This is a genomic window from Arthrobacter sp. Leaf337, from assembly GCF_001423745.1.
Classification (GTDB): Bacteria; Actinomycetota; Actinomycetes; order Actinomycetales; family Micrococcaceae; genus Arthrobacter.
In genome coordinates, this window is record NZ_LMPC01000029.1 from 322,002 (window position 1) to 338,166 (window position 16,165).

Consider the following 16,165-nt stretch of genomic DNA (forward strand, 5'->3'; position numbering starts at 1 on the left):
CGTCCCCGGTCGCCGGCGGTGCGTGTGCGTATGGCGGTCCGCCGCCGCCGACCCACGGCGCAAGCCGACCACGGCGGCGGACCGCCAGCGGTGACCGCCCCGGCAACGGGACGGCCACCTGAAGGATTAGTCTGCGAGAAGTTCGGCTGCATCGGACACCAGCACCGCCGCGCCTTCTTTCAGGAGCCTGTGGCATCCTGCGGAGTTGGCGCTGTGCACGCTCCCGGGGACGGCCGCGACATGCCAGGCAATGGTTTCGGCGTGGTGTGCAGTGTTCGGCGCCCCCGAGCGCCAGCGGGCTTCCACGACACAGGTCACCCCTGCAAGGGCGGCGATGATGCGGTTTCTCTGCAGGAAGGATGCCTGACGGCTGGTTCGTCTCAACGGGGGTTTATGACGCCGAGTTCATCTAGGCGAGCGGCTCAGGCGCCGATTCCCGAGGCTCCCTGGGGTGCGGGACCTGCGGCCATGCCTGCCCACAACAGGTCTGTTGTGGCAACCGTCAGGGCGTCGATGGAAGTTCCATCCAGGAGGTTGCCCGCCGCCAGCACAGCGGCTCCATGCAGGTTCACAAAGCAGACGAGCGCGAGCATCTCGCGGTCCCCTGGCGCCAGCTCCCCGGCGTCCTGGGCTTCAGCGATGAGCGCCCTGGCGACCGCTATGCCGTCTTCACCGATGCTGCGCAGTTCATCGCTGGCGTCAGGATGGTGTTTGGTGGAGTGCATCACGGCCAACAGGACCGGGTGGGCGACCGCGAAGTCCACATAGGCCCTGGCGATCCGGACAAAGCGTGACCGATGGCCTCCGGCGGCTTTGGACGCTCTTGTGATCCGGGCATTCATGCTGCGGAAACCGTCTAGGGCGAGGGCATCGAGAAGCGCCTGCTTGTCACGGAAATGCTTGCCGGGTGCCGCGTGGCTCACACCCAGGTCACGCGCGAGCTGCCGCAGGGAAAGCCCCTCGACTCCTGCTTCTTCGATGACTTCCCTTGCACGGGCCAGCAGCGCCTCGCGGAGCTTGCCGTGATGGTAGGGCTGATCGGTCATGAGATGAGTATAGCCACAAAGTAGTCATTGACTACAATGATGCCAATGTCTACTATGTAGCCATTGGCTACATAGAGTAGCTGCCACACGGAAAGGATTCGACATGACCATGAGCTACACCGGAACCACGGCACTCATCACTGGAGCGAGCTCCGGGCTCGGCGCGGAGTTTGCCGCACGATTTGCAGCGCGCGGGGCCAACCTTGTGCTGGTCGCACGGCGGACCGACAGGCTTGAGGATCTCGCCCGGAAGCTGCGCGACGCGCACGGCATTTCAGTGACTACGCTCTCGAAGGATTTGAGCCGTGCGGGAGCCGGAGCGGAACTCCGCGAGGAGCTTGCCGGCCGGGGCATCCGCATCGACACCCTGATCAACAACGCGGGCTTCGCCACGAGCGGCCCTTTGGTCAAGGAAGACCCCGCGGTCATCGCATCGGAGATCTCCCTCAACGTGGCCTCTCTCGTCGAGACCACGCGGGCATTCCTCCCCGAGATGCTCGCCGCCGGGAGGGGCGCACTCATCAATGTGGCCAGTACCGCAGCTTTTCAGCCGGTGCCTGGGATGGCGGTTTACGGAGCAACCAAGGCATTTGTCCTGAGCTTCACCGAAGCCGTGGCGCATGAGACGAAGGAATCCGGCCTTCGTGTACTCGCGCTCTGCCCGGGGGCTACCCGCACCGAGTTTTTCGATGTACTCGGGAGCCAGGCCGCAGCGGTCGGCCGGCTGCAGGGCGCCAGCGATGTCATCGACACCGCCCTGCGCGCTCTCGATCGCCGCACTACACCCGTGAGCGTCGTCTCAGGCTTGGGAAATCGCCTGCTGGCCGGCATCGCGCAGCGCCTCCCCCGAAACATCGCCCTCGCCATGGCCGGCAGAGCCGTACAGGACTAGTGCTACAGTCGCATTTCGCTTCGCCCTGTTGGTCTTCGCCACGCCCGTATCTTCACAACCCACCGAGGATGTAGCAATGAATCAGACACCCGACGTACTTCGTTATGCCGCCTTTACCAGCACCCCCGACGGGGGAAATCCGGCGGGAGTAGTACTGGACGCAACCCGTCTCGATGACGCCCGGATGCAGGCCATCGCGGCCGACGTCGGGTATGCGGAAACGGTCTTTGTCACGGAGGTGTCGGTTGACGGGGACTCCCGCCGGAACCGGGTGCGGTACTTCTCCCCGATCGCCGAGGTGCCGTTCTGCGGCCATGCCACAATTGCTTTGGCCGTCGCGCTGTCAGGGCGGGATGGCGCGGGGACCTTTGTTTTCGAGACCCTGGTGGGGCCCGTCGTGATCGAGACTGCAGGCCATGGCTCAGCGGTGACCTCATCCTTCACGAGCGTGGAGCCGCGAGTGGCCGAGTTCCCCGACGATGTTCTAACCACCCTGCTCGGATTGCTCGGCATGGGCCGGGGCGAGTTGCACCCGGCGTACCCGCCGATGGTCGCTTTTGCCGGAAACTGGCACCCCATTCTCGTCTTCGCGGAACGCAAGGCCTTTGACTCGTTCGTTTTCGACCCGGATACCATGCGCACACTGATGGATGCGCAAGACTGGGCTGGCACCGTCACGACGCTCTACGAGATGGGGCCGGGCGAATTCGACTCGCGCAACCTCTTCCCGGTGGGCACCATCACCGAAGATCCGGCGACCGGTTCGGCTGCCGCCGCTTTCGGCGGATACCTGCGCCTGCTCTCACTCGTGGAACCGCCAAGCCGCGTGGTGGTGCGACAGGGAAGCCATGTCGGCCGCCCGAGCGTGCTCACCGTCGACATGCCTCCGTCCGGCGGGATCATCGTGCACGGAGAAGCCGTCGAAATCGCTTGATGCGTACGGGACTCCATACCGCGGTGCGATGCTGCTGTCGCGTTTGGGGAACCCTATGCGGGACGGATCTCAAAACTACTTAGAGGCCGCGGGTTTGGCGTGCTGAATCAGCAGCTTCAAGGTAGTTCCACATGACTGTTGTTCCGCCGACAGGCGGAACGGAAAGCTTCGGGTCTGAGCTATGCACCAAGCACATCAGGCGGTGACCAAACAAGGCTGCGTAGGAGGCTTGGCGGGCAAACACGTCCAAAAGCCTATGAGCCCCGACGGGGTCAACAACTGAAAATTCCGCGTAGCCGCGAAGTACCAAGACTAGCCCGGTATCTGCGGCGACGGACCATCCATAAGAACCGACAGCAACCTCGCTCAGGCAATCGTTGAGCGCGTCCAAGCTGCCTCCGTAATAGGCGGGAAATTCGAGGGCCGAAGCGATGTCGACGTGCATTTGCTCCAACTCTTCCCACTCTGCGGCGTCAAGCGAAATGACCCGGTAACCATGGAGGGCAAGCCACTCAGCGGTATCTTCCAGGACCGACTTCTGAAAGAACAAACTAATGAAGCCGTTTTGGACAAGGTACGCGCGCGTAACAACCAAGGACCAGTACCCGGTTCTCGACGAAAATAGGAGTGAAGGTTGCTTGGGTGGCGACTGTCGGGAACATCTGGACACCGCCTCCCAAACGCGTGGAGAACACTTCCCGAAAGCATAGTTAACGAGGGCGCTTGCGTGCCAAGTCCGACCCCGAAACACCCTAGTGTCGGTAGCCATGATCAATCCCAATCATCGTCACCGCCGTGCGGTTATCACCGCGCTTGCCGTGTCCCTCCCCATTGCCTTCCTGGCACCAGCAGGCGCCTCCACCGGGGCACCCACGGCTCCGGAACTGGATCAGCAGACCGCCCGATCATTACAGCCTTCCCACCTGGATCTGGGCGCGCAGGACCTGCCCGAGACGCGCAACGTGACCACTCTGGCCCCGGGCCTTACCCGAACCACAATCACCCGGGGTGCCCCTAACCAGGACTTCTTCTGGACCGCTGAGGTTGCCGTTCCGTCCACCTCCCTGGATCCGGACGCTCCGGCATCAGCGCTGTCCACCCAGGCAAAAGCCGATGAAGTCGCCGACAAGCTCACCGCCGCAGGTGTTGTTGCACGGGTTGAGCATGTCCAGTCACCGCAGCTGGCCGATGCCGGCGGGGACCTCGGCTACCGTGTGCGTGCCGGCCACTTCACGGCCAAAACCGACGGTGCCGCCACTGTCGCCCAGATCCAGGCGGCCGGCTACAAATCCTCAGTGATCTACACCGGCTGGGATGGCGACGAAGGCTCCAGCCAAAACGACCGCGGGCCCTGGAAGCTGGAGGTCCTCACCATTGATCCCAAGGAATTCCGCGGCGACCTTACGTCCTCTTTCGGCCCCAACCTCGAAGACCGGGAAACGACCAGCCAGCTCGCGGCCGCCTCCGGCGCATTGGCAGCGACCAACGGCGGCTACTTCGTCATGGACCCCGCCGCTGGAGCCCCGGGCGATCCCGCAGGCGCCGCGGTGCACGACGGCAAGGTCCTCAGCGAACCCGTCGGGGACCGGCCCTCCCTCGTCATCGGCGCCAAGAACGAGACCTCCATCCAGCGGCTGCAATGGCACGGCACAGTCACCACCCCCGTCAACACGGCAGAGCTCGCCCTGGACGGTCTGAACCGCGTGCCGGGCCTCATCCGCAACTGCGGCGGCACCGACGACACGCCGACGAACCTTCCGCTGCACGACTTCACCTGCACCGACGCAAACGAGATCGTCGCCTTCACCCCGGAGTTCGGCGCTACAACACCGTCCGGTCCCGGACTCGAAGCCCTCCTCGACGCCCATGGCACGGTCACCGCCGTCAACAACACCCGGGGCACCACTGTCCCGGCCGGCGGCCACACCCTGCAGGCCACAGGAGCGGAGGTCGACAAGCTCGCAGCCCTGGCTAAGGCCGGCTCCAAGCTGACGGTCAACACGGATCTGCTCAACGAAGCCGGGAAACCCCTCAAGACCAGCGCCACCACCGACGTGGTCAACGGCGGACCGACACTGGTCCAAAACGGCGAGTTCAACGTGACCGCCAAGCGCGACGGCATGGTGCGCACCGGAGACGGCAACTCCTTCTTCTACGGGTGGGTGCACAAGCGGAATCCGCGCACCATTGCAGGCGTTGACGCCCAGGGCCGTACCCTGCTGGTCACCGCCGACGGGCGCCAGACGACGTCTCTCGGACTGAGCATCAAAGAATCCGCCGACGTGGCCCGGTCCCTGGGCATGGTCAACGCGATCAACCTGGACGGCGGCGGATCAACAACGATGGTCCAGAGCGGTCAGGTCGTAAACTCCCCGTCCGACGCGGCCGGTGAACGCCCGGTCGGAGACGCACTCCTCGTCTTGCCCGGCCGCAAGCCGTAGCCCGGCACAGGCCAAGACGCCGACTTCCCGGACCGGTTGCGCGACGTCGGCTGAACGGTCACTGAAGCTGCCCAAGCAGTACACCCTTACCCCTGCGCTGGCAACAAGGTGACCACTAGCCAGGCCGCTGGAAGCCCCTGCACCTTCACTGGGCAGGGGCTTCCTTATATCTGGGTGGAGAAGCCTCGGGACGCGGGCAGCTACTACTGTCTTAGCCGGTCCTTGACGGCATGTTCGACCAGGATCGGAATATAGTCACGGACCCTGCCGGTGTCCAACGTCCGGTGTTCCTGCTCGACTAGGTCTTCGATGTGTTGCCGCGGCACCGCCGGATACTTTTCGGCGAGCCGGTCCACGACATGGTCAAGTGCCCGCAATTCTTCGATGACTCCCATTGGGAGAGTTTCGGGCCGGCCATCCCCTGATACAAGACTGGTTTTTTCGCCGGGCGGGGTTAACGGCCGGCACCTGCCCATCATCCTGCGGACATCAGCAGGCAACCTTCGCCCACCATCCTTCAAGCATGAGCACCACGACAGACTCGCCCTGCACTTCCAGTCCTGAAAGAACCGCTATCCTCTCGATGGCGGCCCTTTCCTGCGGCGATCAAATTGAAGCCTCCTACAAGGGCACCCTGATGCAACCGCGGCCAGGTCACGGAGATCGCCCCCAGCCAGGAGCTGTTCTGGATCACGGACTACCTCACCGGAAGCCGCCGCCTTCTGGACGTTGTCGAATTCGAGATCGTCCGGCTGGCCAATCCGTCTGCCACCGAAGAGTCGGGCATCTAGACGGGGGTCGTCCAATTTAGCCAGGGATGCTGAAGAAGCGTTTCGGGTCGTCGGAGCCCAGCAAGTCATGGTGGAAGGCGATGGCGTCAACGGGCCGGGTGTCCACAAACAGGACCGCGACCGTCCGGGAGTGGACAATGGTGTAGCGCGTGGGCCCGTCGAGCCAGGAGTGGATGCCGGTGTACTCCTCGACGAACAACCCGTCGCCGAGCAGGCCCCGCTCCTCGAGCAGGTTATAGACAACTTTCCAGGCGAGATCCATCAGGTCATGGATGGCCGCCTCCACAGTTGGAGCCGTCATATCAAGGGTATCCCCGGGTGCCGATCAACGAAAAGTCAACGTTTCTTGCTGGAGTCGTCGATCAGCCACCGCCTTACGGGCGTTGCTGTCGACCAGCTATCCGGCAAGCGTTTTGCGTCGAAGCGGACTGTCCGGTTGGATGATTGTTGTGTCAGCTGAATGGGTGTTCCGGCCAAGTGATCGTTCTGACGCGCAATGGATGGCGGAGTTGCGAGCCGAAGTCATGCGCCCCGACCTGGAACGACTTGGTCGTTATGACCCGGGCCGTGTTCGCAAGCGCTTCCTTGACGCCTTCATTCCCGCGCACACTCGCGTTATCCAAGTCGACGCGGAAGACATTGGGCTCGTGGCACTCCGTCCAGAATCCGATGCTCTATGGCTAGAACACTTCTACCTCGCGCCGGCACATCAGGGACAGGGCATTGGGAGCAAAGTTCTGGCCCAGATCATGGCGGAACGCGATGACAGTCGACCTTACCGTCTTAACGTCCTTCGAGGCAGCCCTGCACGCCACTTGTACGAGCGCCACAGATTCGTCCTCGATCACGAAGATCTCGTCGACGTCTATCTGGAAGCCCCTCCACTCGCGGCTGCACGCTAGCCGATTGACTCACGTGCGGCGGGGCCACGGAGACCGGCCAGCCGAAACGTGTGCCATTCTGCCTCGCGGCTGCGATGCCGGCGTTGACCCGCTCAACGATCAGATCGCGCTCGTACTCGGCGAGGGTGGCGAGCATATTCAGCATCGTGCGCCCGGTCGATGTCGCCGGGTCAATGCCGTCGGCGATCGAGCGCACATGGACGCCGTGGTCGCGCAGCAGGGTCACGGTGTTGAGCACGTCGATCAGCGACCGGCCCAACCGAGCAAAATGGTTGAACCGAACATCAGTGCTGTAGTAGTAGCTGGCTCCGGCGCTGAAGAAAGGGCATAAAGCAAGTCTTCTGTGCGCTCGTCACCGAGTTGCGGTTGGCAACGCTCCGACGATGCCAACCGTGACCAAAGCGCGCACGAGAATGCGAGAACAGGAGACGAATCACCGCGCTCCGCCTGTCACAGCATCTAGGAATCTCCCGAGGAGATCGGCCAGTTCCTCGGGAGACTCCAACTCGAGGTGCTCAAAGACCGAGGCAGTGAAGGGCCCATGGTTGAACTCGGCGTCACCAGACTCCCAAAGTAACAACTCAACGTCCGAGTCAGTAGACAGAGCCACCAGGAGATGAACTGACGGGTTTGCCGCGCCCGGCGGGCCGGACAGAAGCGTGACTTGACCGTGCTGCTCGAGCACATCCCGGTGCGCCGCAACCCAAGTTTCAAGGCGAGCAAGGTGCGTCATCGGCGACACACTACCACGATGCAGGTGGCGGGCGGCATTTGGCTCTGTTGAAACTTCTTATGACTGGTCTCCCGAGACAAGAACTTTGACGCAGAAAGTCTCTCCGAACACCGAAACTGCATTTCCCGTTGCTATGTCTCCCTTAGCGATCAGCGACATAATGCACGATTGCTTTAATTGCTACTTTCCAATCGCCGGAGCCCCACGAGGTTTTCCATCCATAGGACAGTTCTTACCGCTCACTGCGCTTGGGGCAAATTACAACTGAACATTTTGATTCTACGTACATTCATTGGTATCCGGCAAATGGACGGAGCCAAGAGATAACCGACTTTGGCTTTCGCTTCTTGACCGCGGCAGGGCATGTAGATGGATTAGGGTCATCCATTTCGTTTGACTTCGATAAATACGGACCCCTGGAAACGACTACATTTCTTTCAGTTTCAGGATGGATTGCCGATAACGATCTAGGAGATGCCGGAAATCATCTGTACGTGATTGGCGCGGAAGAGTCATGGCAGGCCTTTGCTGTCAATATCATGACAGCATTTGGCGAGTACTACGATCCGTATCCTGTAACCTGGACAGAATTCCTTAGTTTATTCGGAAAGAGGCGCCATTCGATCAGTGGTCGAGTGGCGCCTCCACGTTCCTGTAGACAACCCTGCCAGCCTTGCTGCTTCAGAGGAAATAAGGCCGAACACTATGCTCATGCCGAGTACCCAAAAGTAGAACCTACAATTGCGGCCAGAAAAACAGCAACGGAAAAGGTCAGAACGCTAAACTTGCCCGAAGCAATCCAGGTGCCGATCAGAACCGACACAAATAACGGCGACGCAAGCATTCCAAGAACGACTCCTCGAGTCGTTAAGTTTGCCCTAAATTGAGCAGTCATACTGCATTGTTACTCAAATCACCTCACAAGGTCGGCCATTCAAGCGAGCCGCATCACTAAAACCGATATCCATGCAGCTTTGCGTCGTATCACTGAACCTTATAGTGCCGGTACGGCGGAAGTTCTTTCCGACGCATACTCCGTCACAGTGGTTTCTTCTTCACCATAAGCACCACATCGACATGGGATCCTGGTGTCCAGTCAGGCAGCCTGCGGCCGTCGGGATGGGCCAATGTTAGGGCTACCACTTCGTCAGCGACCCCGTCCTTCGCCGTCACCATCAGCTTGACCTGTGACGCTTCGGCGGCGGAATTCTCTCCAGTGAACATCTCGGCTCCTTTGCTCGTCTTGTTCTCCACAAAGGTTCACTCACGGGTGACCGCCGCCACTACGCAACTCTCAATGGTTGAGAGGAAAACGTGGGACGACTTACGGGAGTGGCGGTGCCGGGTACAGCATCGCCCGGGAAACGGCGCCTGACGCGGCTTGAAGGACTGCGATGCGGGAGCGTGCAGTGTCGTCATTGGGCACAATGATTGCCAGGGCAGCCATCACCTTTCCCGCAGGGGCCCGGACCGGCACGGCGACGCCGGTGGCGTCGGGGGGAACGTGCCCGGCGAGCAATGCATACCCTTGGCGCGCGGTGAGGCGCTCCACGAAGAGCACCTCATCGCCTTCCATGACTCCGAGCTGGATGTGCTGGCCAACGATTGCATGCAGGTCTTCCATGACAGGCATCGCTGCTTCCCGCAGGCTGAGCGTCGGTGAAGCCCGGGAATCGAGCTCCCACATGCGGACCCCGATCCGCACCTTCCGGTCCTCGTCCCGTTGCAGTCAGCCGAAGCTGCCCAATTCCTCCACCAGCCGGGAGGCGGTAGCGATGTGCAATCCGGAACGGCGGGCAATTTCGGTGATGGTCAGCGCGGAATCGCCCGGCCCGAAGGCTTCGACGATGCGGACGACTCGGGAGAGTACAGACTCTCCCCCTTGGGTGCGGGGCATGTTCAATAGCATCCGTGATCGCCTCTCCCCGTGTCGAGCGTCATGGCCACCATCGCTACGCCTTGCGGAGAATCCACTAGCCGTCTTGAACGGCCGGCGGCAAACCTCCCTCATATATCCGTACGGCGAATAGCACATATCCCGATTTACGGCTTCCACGTATACCAAACCTGCCGCAGAGTAGTTCCACGACCTGCAAAAACAGAGCAGCCAGTACGCAGAAGGAATTCAACGTGGAAACTCCCCTGTCCCATCTTGCCCACCTCGAGATCACCACCCCGGACGTCGACGCCTCGGCACGGTTCTACGAGGAAAAGTTCGGCATGCGCATCATCGACCGGGTGGACGGCAACGTCTACCTGCGCTGCTGGGGCGATTACTACCGCTACAGCCTGGTCATTACCGAAGGACCGGAAGCATCCCTGGGCCGGATGGCCTGGCGCACCAACTCCCAGGAAGCCCTCGAAGTGGCCGCCCAGCGCGTCGAAGCAACGGGCGTGCAGGGCACCTGGACCGCCGGCGGCCACGGCTACGGCAAGGCCTATGAATTCAGGGGCCCTTACGGCCACCGCATGCGCCTCTTCTTCGACGTCGAAAAGTTCGTGGCAGAACCCGGTTTCGAGTCCACCTACCCGGACCGGCCGGAGCGACGCAGCAGCCACGCCGCAGCACCCCGCTTCCTGGACCACGTCACAGTCGCCTGCTCGGACGTCCGTGGCTTCGCCAAGTGGTACAACGAAGCCCTGGGCTTCCGCGTCATGGCCTTCGTGGACCTGGACGAAGCACCCATCACCGTCTTCTCCGTCCTGACCACCAACGAAAAGTCCCACGACCTCGGCGTCGTCCTTGACACCTCCACCCGCGCCGGCCGCGTCAACCACATCGCGTTCTGGGTGGACGCCACCGAAGACCTCCTCCGCACTGCGGACGTCATGATGGAAAACGGCACCCCCATGGAATACGGACCCTCCATCCACGGCGTGGGCGAACAGAACTTCCTCTACTTCCGGGACCCGTCCGGCCTCCGTGTCGAGCTCAACTCCGGCGGCTACCGCAACTACGTCCCGGACTGGGAAGCCAACACCTGGAAACCGTCCGAAGGCTCCAACAACTTCTACAAGAACGGCGCCATGCCACACTCCATGACCGAATCCTTCCCGCCGGCCGAAGGCTTCACAGCCACCGAAGAAGGCGCCTCTCCCGAAATGAAGGAAGCCCTGCTGAACCCTTACGCCAAGCAGGGTCGGGGTTAAAACACCATGACCGAAACAACGTACTCCCTTATCCGTTTCCAGGAGCCGGGTGACAGCAAAGCTCGCGTGGGCCTCTTGGTGGGCAGCCGGGTCCTGCCGGTGGACGGTGACATCAACTCCCTGATCGAGCACTGGAACACTACCGAGGGCCGCTTGGACAGCCTGGCCGCGTCTGCAGGTGAGGAGACCGGCCTGGCGCTGGCCGACGTCGAAATTCTTGCCCCGGTGGAGCCGGCCCAGGTCCTGCAGACCGGCGCGAACTACCGCAAGCACGTGATCGACCTCGCCGCCGCACACCGCGAACCGGGCCAGGACGAAGAAGAAGTCCGCGCCACGACCGCCGCCATGATGGACAAGCGGGCAGGCCAGGGCACCCCGTACTTCTTCATCGGGCTTCCGACGGCGATCGCTTCCGCAACGGACGACCTCACCCTGCCTGCCTACTCCAAGTCCCATGACTGGGAACTGGAGCTGGCGGCGGTGATCGGCAGGACGGCCTTCCGGGTCACACCAGAGGAGGCACTGGAGTATGTGTTCGGCTACACGATGGTCAACGACATCACCACGCGGGAGTACGTTTTCCGCAAGGACATGCCCGCGATCGGATCGGACTGGTACCGCGCCAAGAACGCCCCGGGCTTCCTCCCCACCGGTCCGCTGCTGCTGCCGGCCAAGTTCTTCGGCGACCCGCAGGACGTGCAGGTGACCCTGAAGCTCAACGGCACGGCCATGCAGGACGAATCAACGCAGGACATGATCTTCGGAGTGGCCAAGCTGGTCAGCGAGGCCTCCCAGATCATGCCGCTGCGTCCGGGCGACCTCGTACTGACCGGAAGCCCTGCCGGCAACGGCCAGCACTGGGGCCGGCTGCTCCAGGACGGCGACGTCATGGAAGGCACCATCACCGGTCTGGGCACCCAGCTGATCCGCTGCAAGGATGAAGCTCACACTGAAGTCAGCAAGCCGTGACCACCCAGGGCACCGCGCAGGCAACCAACACCGGTTCCGGGGAATCAGCCGATTCCCCGGTGATCCGGCGTGAGGATCCGCTGGGCAGCATCCGGGCCATGGCGGAGGCGCACAACAACTGGGGCCGCTGGGGCGCAGATGACGTCCTGGGCACCCTCAACTTCATCGACGCTGCGAAGCGCGTTGAAGCTGCGGCGCTCGTTAAGACCGGCGATGCGTTCTCGCTCTCCCAGCCGTTCGACACCAACGGCCCGCAAAAAGGCTGGCGGCGCCGCACCAACCCTGTCCACACTATGACGGACACCGGCGTGGACGCCGAACGCGGCAACCAGGGCTTCCCGCACGGCTTCGGCGGCGCTGACGATGTCATTGCCATGCCGCTGCAGTGCTCCACACAGTGGGACGGCCTCGGCCATATCTTCGACCAAGGCAAGGCCTGGAACGGCCGGGCCGCGGGCGACGTGGTCACCTCCGAGGGCGACCTTGTGACCGGCATCGAAACCGCCGCGGCCAAGATCGTCACCCGCGGCGTCCTGCTGGACGTCGGCCGCGCGCTCGGCCCGGAACTGGGAAGGACCGACGGCGAGCTGCCGGACGGGTTTGCCATCACCCCGGAACACCTCGAGCGCACCATCGAACTGCAGGGACCCAACTCCATCGTCCGCCGCGGCGACATCGTGGTGATCCGCACCGGCCAGCACACCCGGGTCCGCCGCGACGGCTGGGGTGACTACGCCGGCGGCCCCGCACCCGGACTGTCCTTCAGCACCGCACCGTGGCTGCACCACAGCGAAATCGCCGGGATCGCCACGGACACCTGGGGCTTCGAAGTCCGTCCCAACGAATTCGACGGCGCCTTCCAGCCCCTCCACCAGATCGCCATCCCCAACCTGGGGCTCTTCCTGGGCGAAATGTGGGACCCGGACGCGCTGGCCGAGGCCTGCGCGGCGGATGGCCGGTACGACTTCATGCTCACCGCTGCACCGCTCCCCATCACGGGTGCGGTCGGATCGCCCGTCAACCCGATCGCCGTCCGGTAGCTTTCAGCTAAACAGCAACAACAATCCACCAGCAGTAACGCCGTCAATACAAAGGAGTCAGCGATGGCAGCAGTACAGAACGTCGGAATCGTGGGGGCGGGAGCCGCGGGACTGACCGCAGCCATCCTCCTGGCCGAGGCCGGAATCGACGTCGAAGTCCTGGAAAAGGCGGACGCTCCGCAGACCCTCGGATCAGGAATCACCCTGCAGGGCAACGCCCTGCGGATCCTGCGCCAGCTCGGGGTCTGGGAGCAGATCGAGGCCAAGGGCTACGCATTCGGTACGCTCGGCCTGCGCGCCCCGGACCCCGCCGGTACCGTGATCGCGGTCCTGGAGGACATGCGGACCGGCGGCGATGACCTCCCCGCCACCCTGGGCATGTACCGCCCCGACCTCACGACCATCCTCCGCGAACGCGCCGAACAGGCCGGCGCTCGCATCAGCTACGGCAGGACGGTCACCGGAATAGCGGACGACGGCGGCTCCGTCACCGTCAGCACCGCCGACGGCGCCACCGCTAATTATGACCTCCTGATCGGCGCCGACGGCCTGCACTCAGCCGTCCGCAAGGCGATCGGCATCGACGTGGAACCTGCCTCCACCGGCATGGGCATCTGGCGTGCCTTTGTGGAGCGTCCCGCGGATGTGGTCCGCACCGACCTCACCTACGGCGGCCCCTGCTTCATCGCCGGCTACTGCCCCACCGGCCCGGACACCATCTACGCCTACCTGGTGGAGAAGGCCCAGGAGCGCAGGCACGAGGACGGCCCTCGCATCATGGCCGAACTCGCCGCTGCCTACGGCGGGCCATGGAACGAGATCCGCGCCAACCTGGACCACAGTGCCCGCATCAACTACACGTGGTTCACCACGCACCTGGTGGACGGGCCCTGGAACCGCGGCCGCACCGTGATCATCGGGGACGCCGCGCACAGCTGCCCGCCGACCATCGCGCAGGGCGCTGCCATGGCACTCGAGGACGCGGCGGTGCTCGCCGAACTGCTGATCAGCGCCGATGACGTCACCGAGACGCTTTGGAAGGAGTTCACCGACCGCCGGCTGGACCGTGCCAAGGCAGTTGTCAACGCCTCCGTCCAGCTGGGCCAGTGGATGCTCGACGGCGTCCGCGACGCCGACGTGCCGGGCCTCATGCACTCGATCTCCAGCATGGTCAAGGAACCCGCATGAGCACCGATCCTGTTGCAAACCCCACGGTGGACATCCACGCCCACATCCTGCTTCCGGCCCTGCAGCAGCTGGTTTCCGACGCCGACCCCGAAGGTTTTGGTGCCCAACAGGCCTTGGAGGTGCGCCGTAACGGCCCGGAGTCGATGGCCGCGTCAGGCCGGATGGTCAAGGAGCGCTGGCCACAGCTGACGGACCTGGACCGCCGGCTGCAGGACATGGACGCCCAGGGCGTGGACGTGCAACTGGTCTCGCCGTCGCCGTCGCACTTCTACTACTTCGCCGGCGAGGAACTGTCGCTTCAGCTGGCCCTGGCCGCCAACCGGGCTGTGCGGGAGTTCGTTGACCGCGCCCCGGAACGCCTCAACGGCCTGGGCCTGGTGCCGCTCCAGCATCCCGGGGTGATGATGGTGGACGCCCTGGAGCACGCGGTGCTGGAGTGCGGGCTGCTCGGCGTGGAAATCGGCTCATTTGCCGCCACTCCCGGCGACCCGGAACGCAGCACCGTTGAACTCTCCGATCCGAGGCTTGAGCCGTTCTGGGCCCGGGCTGAAGAGCTGGGCGCACTGGTGTTCCTGCACCCGTTCGGCTGCTCCCTGGACGAGCGGCTGGACCGCTTCTACCTGGCCAACACCGTTTCCCAGCCGGCCGAAAACGCGGTGGCCCTGTCGCACCTGATCTTCAGCGGAGTCCTGGACCACCACCCGCTGCTGAAGGTCCTGGCTGCCCACGGCGGCGGATACCTTCCCACCAGCCTGGGCCGTTCCGACCACGCGTGGAAAGTCCGGCCGGAAGCACATGGCTGCGCCCAGCCGCCGTCGTCATACCTGAAAAGGCTCCACTTCGACTCCTTGGTCCACAGCGCTGCCGACCTCCGGGCGCTCGTGGCCGCCGCCGGCCCGGAGCAGGTGTTGCTCGGCTCCGACTACCCCTTCGACATGGGATCCGACCTCCCTGTGGACGAAGTGCGCGCGGCCAGCCTTGCCGCGGACGACGAAGCCAAAGTGCTGGCCGGTAACGCCGCTGCCCTTGGCATCACCCCCGCTTCTGTCTCCACCGCCCGAACAGCCTAAGGAAGTTCTATGGTCAAGATCGCTCGCTGGAATCACGACGGCGGGACGCAGTCCGGCTTCGTGGACAACGGAAACTGCTACGCCCTTCCCGAAGGGCAGACTGTCCAAAATTTGCTGGACGCTGGTCTGGCCGAAACCCTCACCATCGCGAGCGAAACCCTCCGTTCCGCCGCGCCGGTGCCGATGCGGCACGTACATCTGCTCGCCCCGCTGGCGCCCGCCACCATCCGGGACTTCGTGGCCTTCGAGGAACACGTCGAAGGCGTGCGGAAAAGCATCGACGGCGTGGCCGGCGTCGTCCCCGAATGGTACGAGGCACCGACGTTCTACTTCACCAACCCGCACACCGTGACCGGCACAGGCGAGGTGATTGGGATTCCGGCGGGCTGCGACGACCTGGACTTCGAAACGGAGGTGGCCGCCGTCGTCGGACGCGTTCCCGGGAGCGACGGCCGGAACCTGACAGCAGCGGAGGCGCACCAGCACATCTTCGGCTACACGGTGCTCAATGACTGGTCCGCGCGGGACCTGCAGCGCCGCGAGATGAAAGTAAGCCTTGGCCCGTGCAAGGGCAAGGACTTCGCCAACACCCTGGGCCCGTGGATAGTCACGGCGGACGAGTTCGAGGACCTGCACGACGCCGAGGGGTTCCTGCCGATCTCCATGGCCGTGGAAGTCAACGGGGAAGCCATCGGGCAGGACCTGCTGTCCAACATGGGCTGGCCCTTCGCCGAGCTCGTTGCCTACGCGTCGCAGGACTCAGTGATGAAGCCCGGCGATGTCCTGGGCTCCGGCACGTGTGGAAGTGGCTGCCTCGCGGAACTCTGGGGACGGAACGGCTCGAAGACTCCCCCGCCGCTCAAGACCGGCGACGTGGTCCGGATGACAGTGGAAGGCATTGGCAGCATCGAGAACACCGTGGGTGAGCGGCGGGATGCCGTTACCCGTGTTCCTGCCCGGACCCGCCCGCGGAACCGGGTTGCGGCTGCGGCTGCTTCAGGGGCCTGAG

At 63.6% G+C, this 16,165-nt stretch carries 19 protein-coding genes and 1 pseudogene; 11 read left to right on the plus strand and 9 right to left on the minus strand.

Annotated features, from left to right (window positions below):
- Window positions 1-126: 126 nt before the first annotated feature.
- Window positions 127-384, minus strand: a complete 258-nt coding sequence (locus ASF98_RS21170) for a DNA-processing protein DprA (protein WP_055806337.1) — start codon at window positions 382-384, stop codon at window positions 127-129.
- A gap of 38 nt (window positions 385-422) precedes the next feature.
- Window positions 423-1,046, minus strand: a complete 624-nt coding sequence (locus tag ASF98_RS21175; protein WP_055806340.1) for a TetR/AcrR family transcriptional regulator — start codon at window positions 1,044-1,046, stop codon at window positions 423-425.
- A gap of 103 nt (window positions 1,047-1,149) precedes the next feature.
- On the opposite strand from ASF98_RS21175, the gene ASF98_RS21180 reads away from it, so the two are divergent.
- A complete protein-coding gene (locus ASF98_RS21180) occupies window positions 1,150-1,938 on the plus strand; it encodes an SDR family NAD(P)-dependent oxidoreductase (RefSeq protein WP_055806343.1) in 789 nt (262 codons plus the stop codon).
- A 76-nt stretch (window positions 1,939-2,014) separates the two neighbouring features.
- On the plus strand, window positions 2,015-2,872 hold the full coding sequence (locus ASF98_RS21185; protein ID WP_055806346.1) for a PhzF family phenazine biosynthesis protein: 858 nt from the start codon (window positions 2,015-2,017) through the stop codon (window positions 2,870-2,872).
- A gap of 79 nt (window positions 2,873-2,951) precedes the next feature.
- Here the strand turns inward: ASF98_RS21185 and ASF98_RS21190 are convergent, their stop codons facing one another.
- Window positions 2,952-3,467 (minus strand): barstar family protein, encoded by a 516-nt coding sequence (locus ASF98_RS21190; protein ID WP_055806348.1) that lies wholly within the window; start codon window positions 3,465-3,467, stop codon window positions 2,952-2,954.
- A 172-nt stretch (window positions 3,468-3,639) separates the two neighbouring features.
- On the opposite strand from ASF98_RS21190, the gene ASF98_RS21195 reads away from it, so the two are divergent.
- Complete coding sequence (locus ASF98_RS21195; protein WP_055806725.1) at window positions 3,640-5,313, plus strand: phosphodiester glycosidase family protein; 1,674 nt, start codon at window positions 3,640-3,642, stop codon at window positions 5,311-5,313.
- 203 nt (window positions 5,314-5,516) lie between these two features.
- Here the strand turns inward: ASF98_RS21195 and ASF98_RS21200 are convergent, their stop codons facing one another.
- Entirely contained in the window at window positions 5,517-5,708 is a 192-nt protein-coding gene (locus ASF98_RS21200; protein WP_055806351.1) for a three-helix bundle dimerization domain-containing protein, read from the minus strand.
- A gap of 412 nt (window positions 5,709-6,120) precedes the next feature.
- The gene (locus tag ASF98_RS21205; RefSeq protein WP_055806353.1) at window positions 6,121-6,405 is read right to left on the minus strand and encodes a hypothetical protein; all 285 of its coding nucleotides are present in this window, start codon (window positions 6,403-6,405) and stop codon (window positions 6,121-6,123) included.
- A gap of 223 nt (window positions 6,406-6,628) precedes the next feature.
- Here ASF98_RS21205 and ASF98_RS21210 point away from each other — a divergent pair, with 223 nt between their 5' ends.
- A complete protein-coding gene (locus tag ASF98_RS21210; RefSeq protein ID WP_235506122.1) occupies window positions 6,629-7,006 on the plus strand; it encodes a GNAT family N-acetyltransferase in 378 nt (125 codons plus the stop codon).
- Between the two features lie 28 nt (window positions 7,007-7,034).
- Here ASF98_RS21210 and ASF98_RS24960 read toward each other — a convergent pair.
- Window positions 7,035-7,268: pseudogene (locus tag ASF98_RS24960) on the minus strand (recombinase family protein); the annotation flags it as partial.
- 719 nt (window positions 7,269-7,987) lie between these two features.
- On the opposite strand from ASF98_RS24960, the gene ASF98_RS24350 reads away from it, so the two are divergent.
- Window positions 7,988-8,626, plus strand: a complete 639-nt coding sequence (locus ASF98_RS24350; RefSeq protein ID WP_156372496.1) for a hypothetical protein — start codon at window positions 7,988-7,990, stop codon at window positions 8,624-8,626.
- A gap of 151 nt (window positions 8,627-8,777) precedes the next feature.
- Here ASF98_RS24350 and ASF98_RS24580 read toward each other — a convergent pair whose 3' ends face one another.
- The 3 genes from ASF98_RS24580 to ASF98_RS24585 form a co-directional block, all read right to left on the minus strand.
- Window positions 8,778-8,963, minus strand: a complete 186-nt coding sequence (locus ASF98_RS24580) for a hypothetical protein (protein WP_055806361.1) — start codon at window positions 8,961-8,963, stop codon at window positions 8,778-8,780.
- Between the two features lie 100 nt (window positions 8,964-9,063).
- Window positions 9,064-9,444: an IclR family transcriptional regulator domain-containing protein gene (locus tag ASF98_RS21225; protein WP_200939422.1), complete on the minus strand. Its 381-nt coding sequence runs from the start codon at window positions 9,442-9,444 to the stop codon at window positions 9,064-9,066.
- A gap of 24 nt (window positions 9,445-9,468) precedes the next feature.
- Window positions 9,469-9,636 (minus strand): helix-turn-helix domain-containing protein, encoded by a 168-nt coding sequence (locus tag ASF98_RS24585; protein ID WP_200939423.1) that lies wholly within the window; start codon window positions 9,634-9,636, stop codon window positions 9,469-9,471.
- Window positions 9,637-9,869: 233 nt separating this feature from the next.
- Here ASF98_RS24585 and ASF98_RS21230 point away from each other — a divergent pair, with 233 nt between their 5' ends.
- From ASF98_RS21230 to ASF98_RS21255, 6 genes are all read left to right on the plus strand, one after another.
- Complete coding sequence (locus ASF98_RS21230; protein ID WP_055806364.1) at window positions 9,870-10,889, plus strand: VOC family protein; 1,020 nt, start codon at window positions 9,870-9,872, stop codon at window positions 10,887-10,889.
- A gap of 6 nt (window positions 10,890-10,895) precedes the next feature.
- Complete coding sequence (locus ASF98_RS21235) at window positions 10,896-11,858, plus strand: fumarylacetoacetate hydrolase family protein (RefSeq protein WP_055806367.1); 963 nt, start codon at window positions 10,896-10,898, stop codon at window positions 11,856-11,858.
- Window positions 11,855-12,898: a cyclase family protein gene (locus ASF98_RS21240; protein ID WP_055806369.1), complete on the plus strand. Its 1,044-nt coding sequence runs from the start codon at window positions 11,855-11,857 to the stop codon at window positions 12,896-12,898. The genes ASF98_RS21235 and ASF98_RS21240 overlap by 4 nt, the downstream gene beginning before the upstream one ends.
- A gap of 63 nt (window positions 12,899-12,961) precedes the next feature.
- Window positions 12,962-14,086, plus strand: a complete 1,125-nt coding sequence (locus tag ASF98_RS21245; protein WP_055806372.1) for an FAD-dependent monooxygenase — start codon at window positions 12,962-12,964, stop codon at window positions 14,084-14,086.
- Window positions 14,083-15,156: an amidohydrolase family protein gene (locus tag ASF98_RS21250; RefSeq protein WP_055806375.1), complete on the plus strand. Its 1,074-nt coding sequence runs from the start codon at window positions 14,083-14,085 to the stop codon at window positions 15,154-15,156. Before ASF98_RS21245 ends, ASF98_RS21250 begins: the two co-directional genes overlap by 4 nt.
- Window positions 15,157-15,165: 9 nt before the next feature.
- Entirely contained in the window at window positions 15,166-16,164 is a 999-nt protein-coding gene (locus ASF98_RS21255; RefSeq protein WP_055806377.1) for a fumarylacetoacetate hydrolase family protein, read from the plus strand.
- Window position 16,165 lies beyond the last annotated feature (1 nt).

Coding starts and splice junctions, on each gene's coding strand:
- ASF98_RS21255 (WP_055806377.1), top strand. CDS start 15,166: ATGGTCAAGATCGCTCGCTGGAATCACGACGGCGGGACGCAGTCCGGC.
- ASF98_RS24585 (WP_200939423.1), bottom strand. CDS start 9,636: ATGCCCCGCACCCAAGGGGGAGAGTCTGTACTCTCCCGAGTCGTCCGC.
- ASF98_RS21185 (WP_055806346.1), top strand. CDS start 2,015: ATGAATCAGACACCCGACGTACTTCGTTATGCCGCCTTTACCAGCACC.
- ASF98_RS21235 (WP_055806367.1), top strand. CDS start 10,896: ATGACCGAAACAACGTACTCCCTTATCCGTTTCCAGGAGCCGGGTGAC.
- ASF98_RS24580 (WP_055806361.1), bottom strand. CDS start 8,963: ATGTTCACTGGAGAGAATTCCGCCGCCGAAGCGTCACAGGTCAAGCTG.
- ASF98_RS21175 (WP_055806340.1), bottom strand. CDS start 1,046: ATGACCGATCAGCCCTACCATCACGGCAAGCTCCGCGAGGCGCTGCTG.
- ASF98_RS21250 (WP_055806375.1), top strand. CDS start 14,083: ATGAGCACCGATCCTGTTGCAAACCCCACGGTGGACATCCACGCCCAC.
- ASF98_RS21195 (WP_055806725.1), top strand. CDS start 3,640: ATGATCAATCCCAATCATCGTCACCGCCGTGCGGTTATCACCGCGCTT.
- ASF98_RS21180 (WP_055806343.1), top strand. CDS start 1,150: ATGACCATGAGCTACACCGGAACCACGGCACTCATCACTGGAGCGAGC.
- ASF98_RS21205 (WP_055806353.1), bottom strand. CDS start 6,405: ATGACGGCTCCAACTGTGGAGGCGGCCATCCATGACCTGATGGATCTC.
- ASF98_RS21245 (WP_055806372.1), top strand. CDS start 12,962: ATGGCAGCAGTACAGAACGTCGGAATCGTGGGGGCGGGAGCCGCGGGA.
- ASF98_RS21210 (WP_235506122.1), top strand. CDS start 6,629: ATGCGCCCCGACCTGGAACGACTTGGTCGTTATGACCCGGGCCGTGTT.
- ASF98_RS21200 (WP_055806351.1), bottom strand. CDS start 5,708: ATGGGAGTCATCGAAGAATTGCGGGCACTTGACCATGTCGTGGACCGG.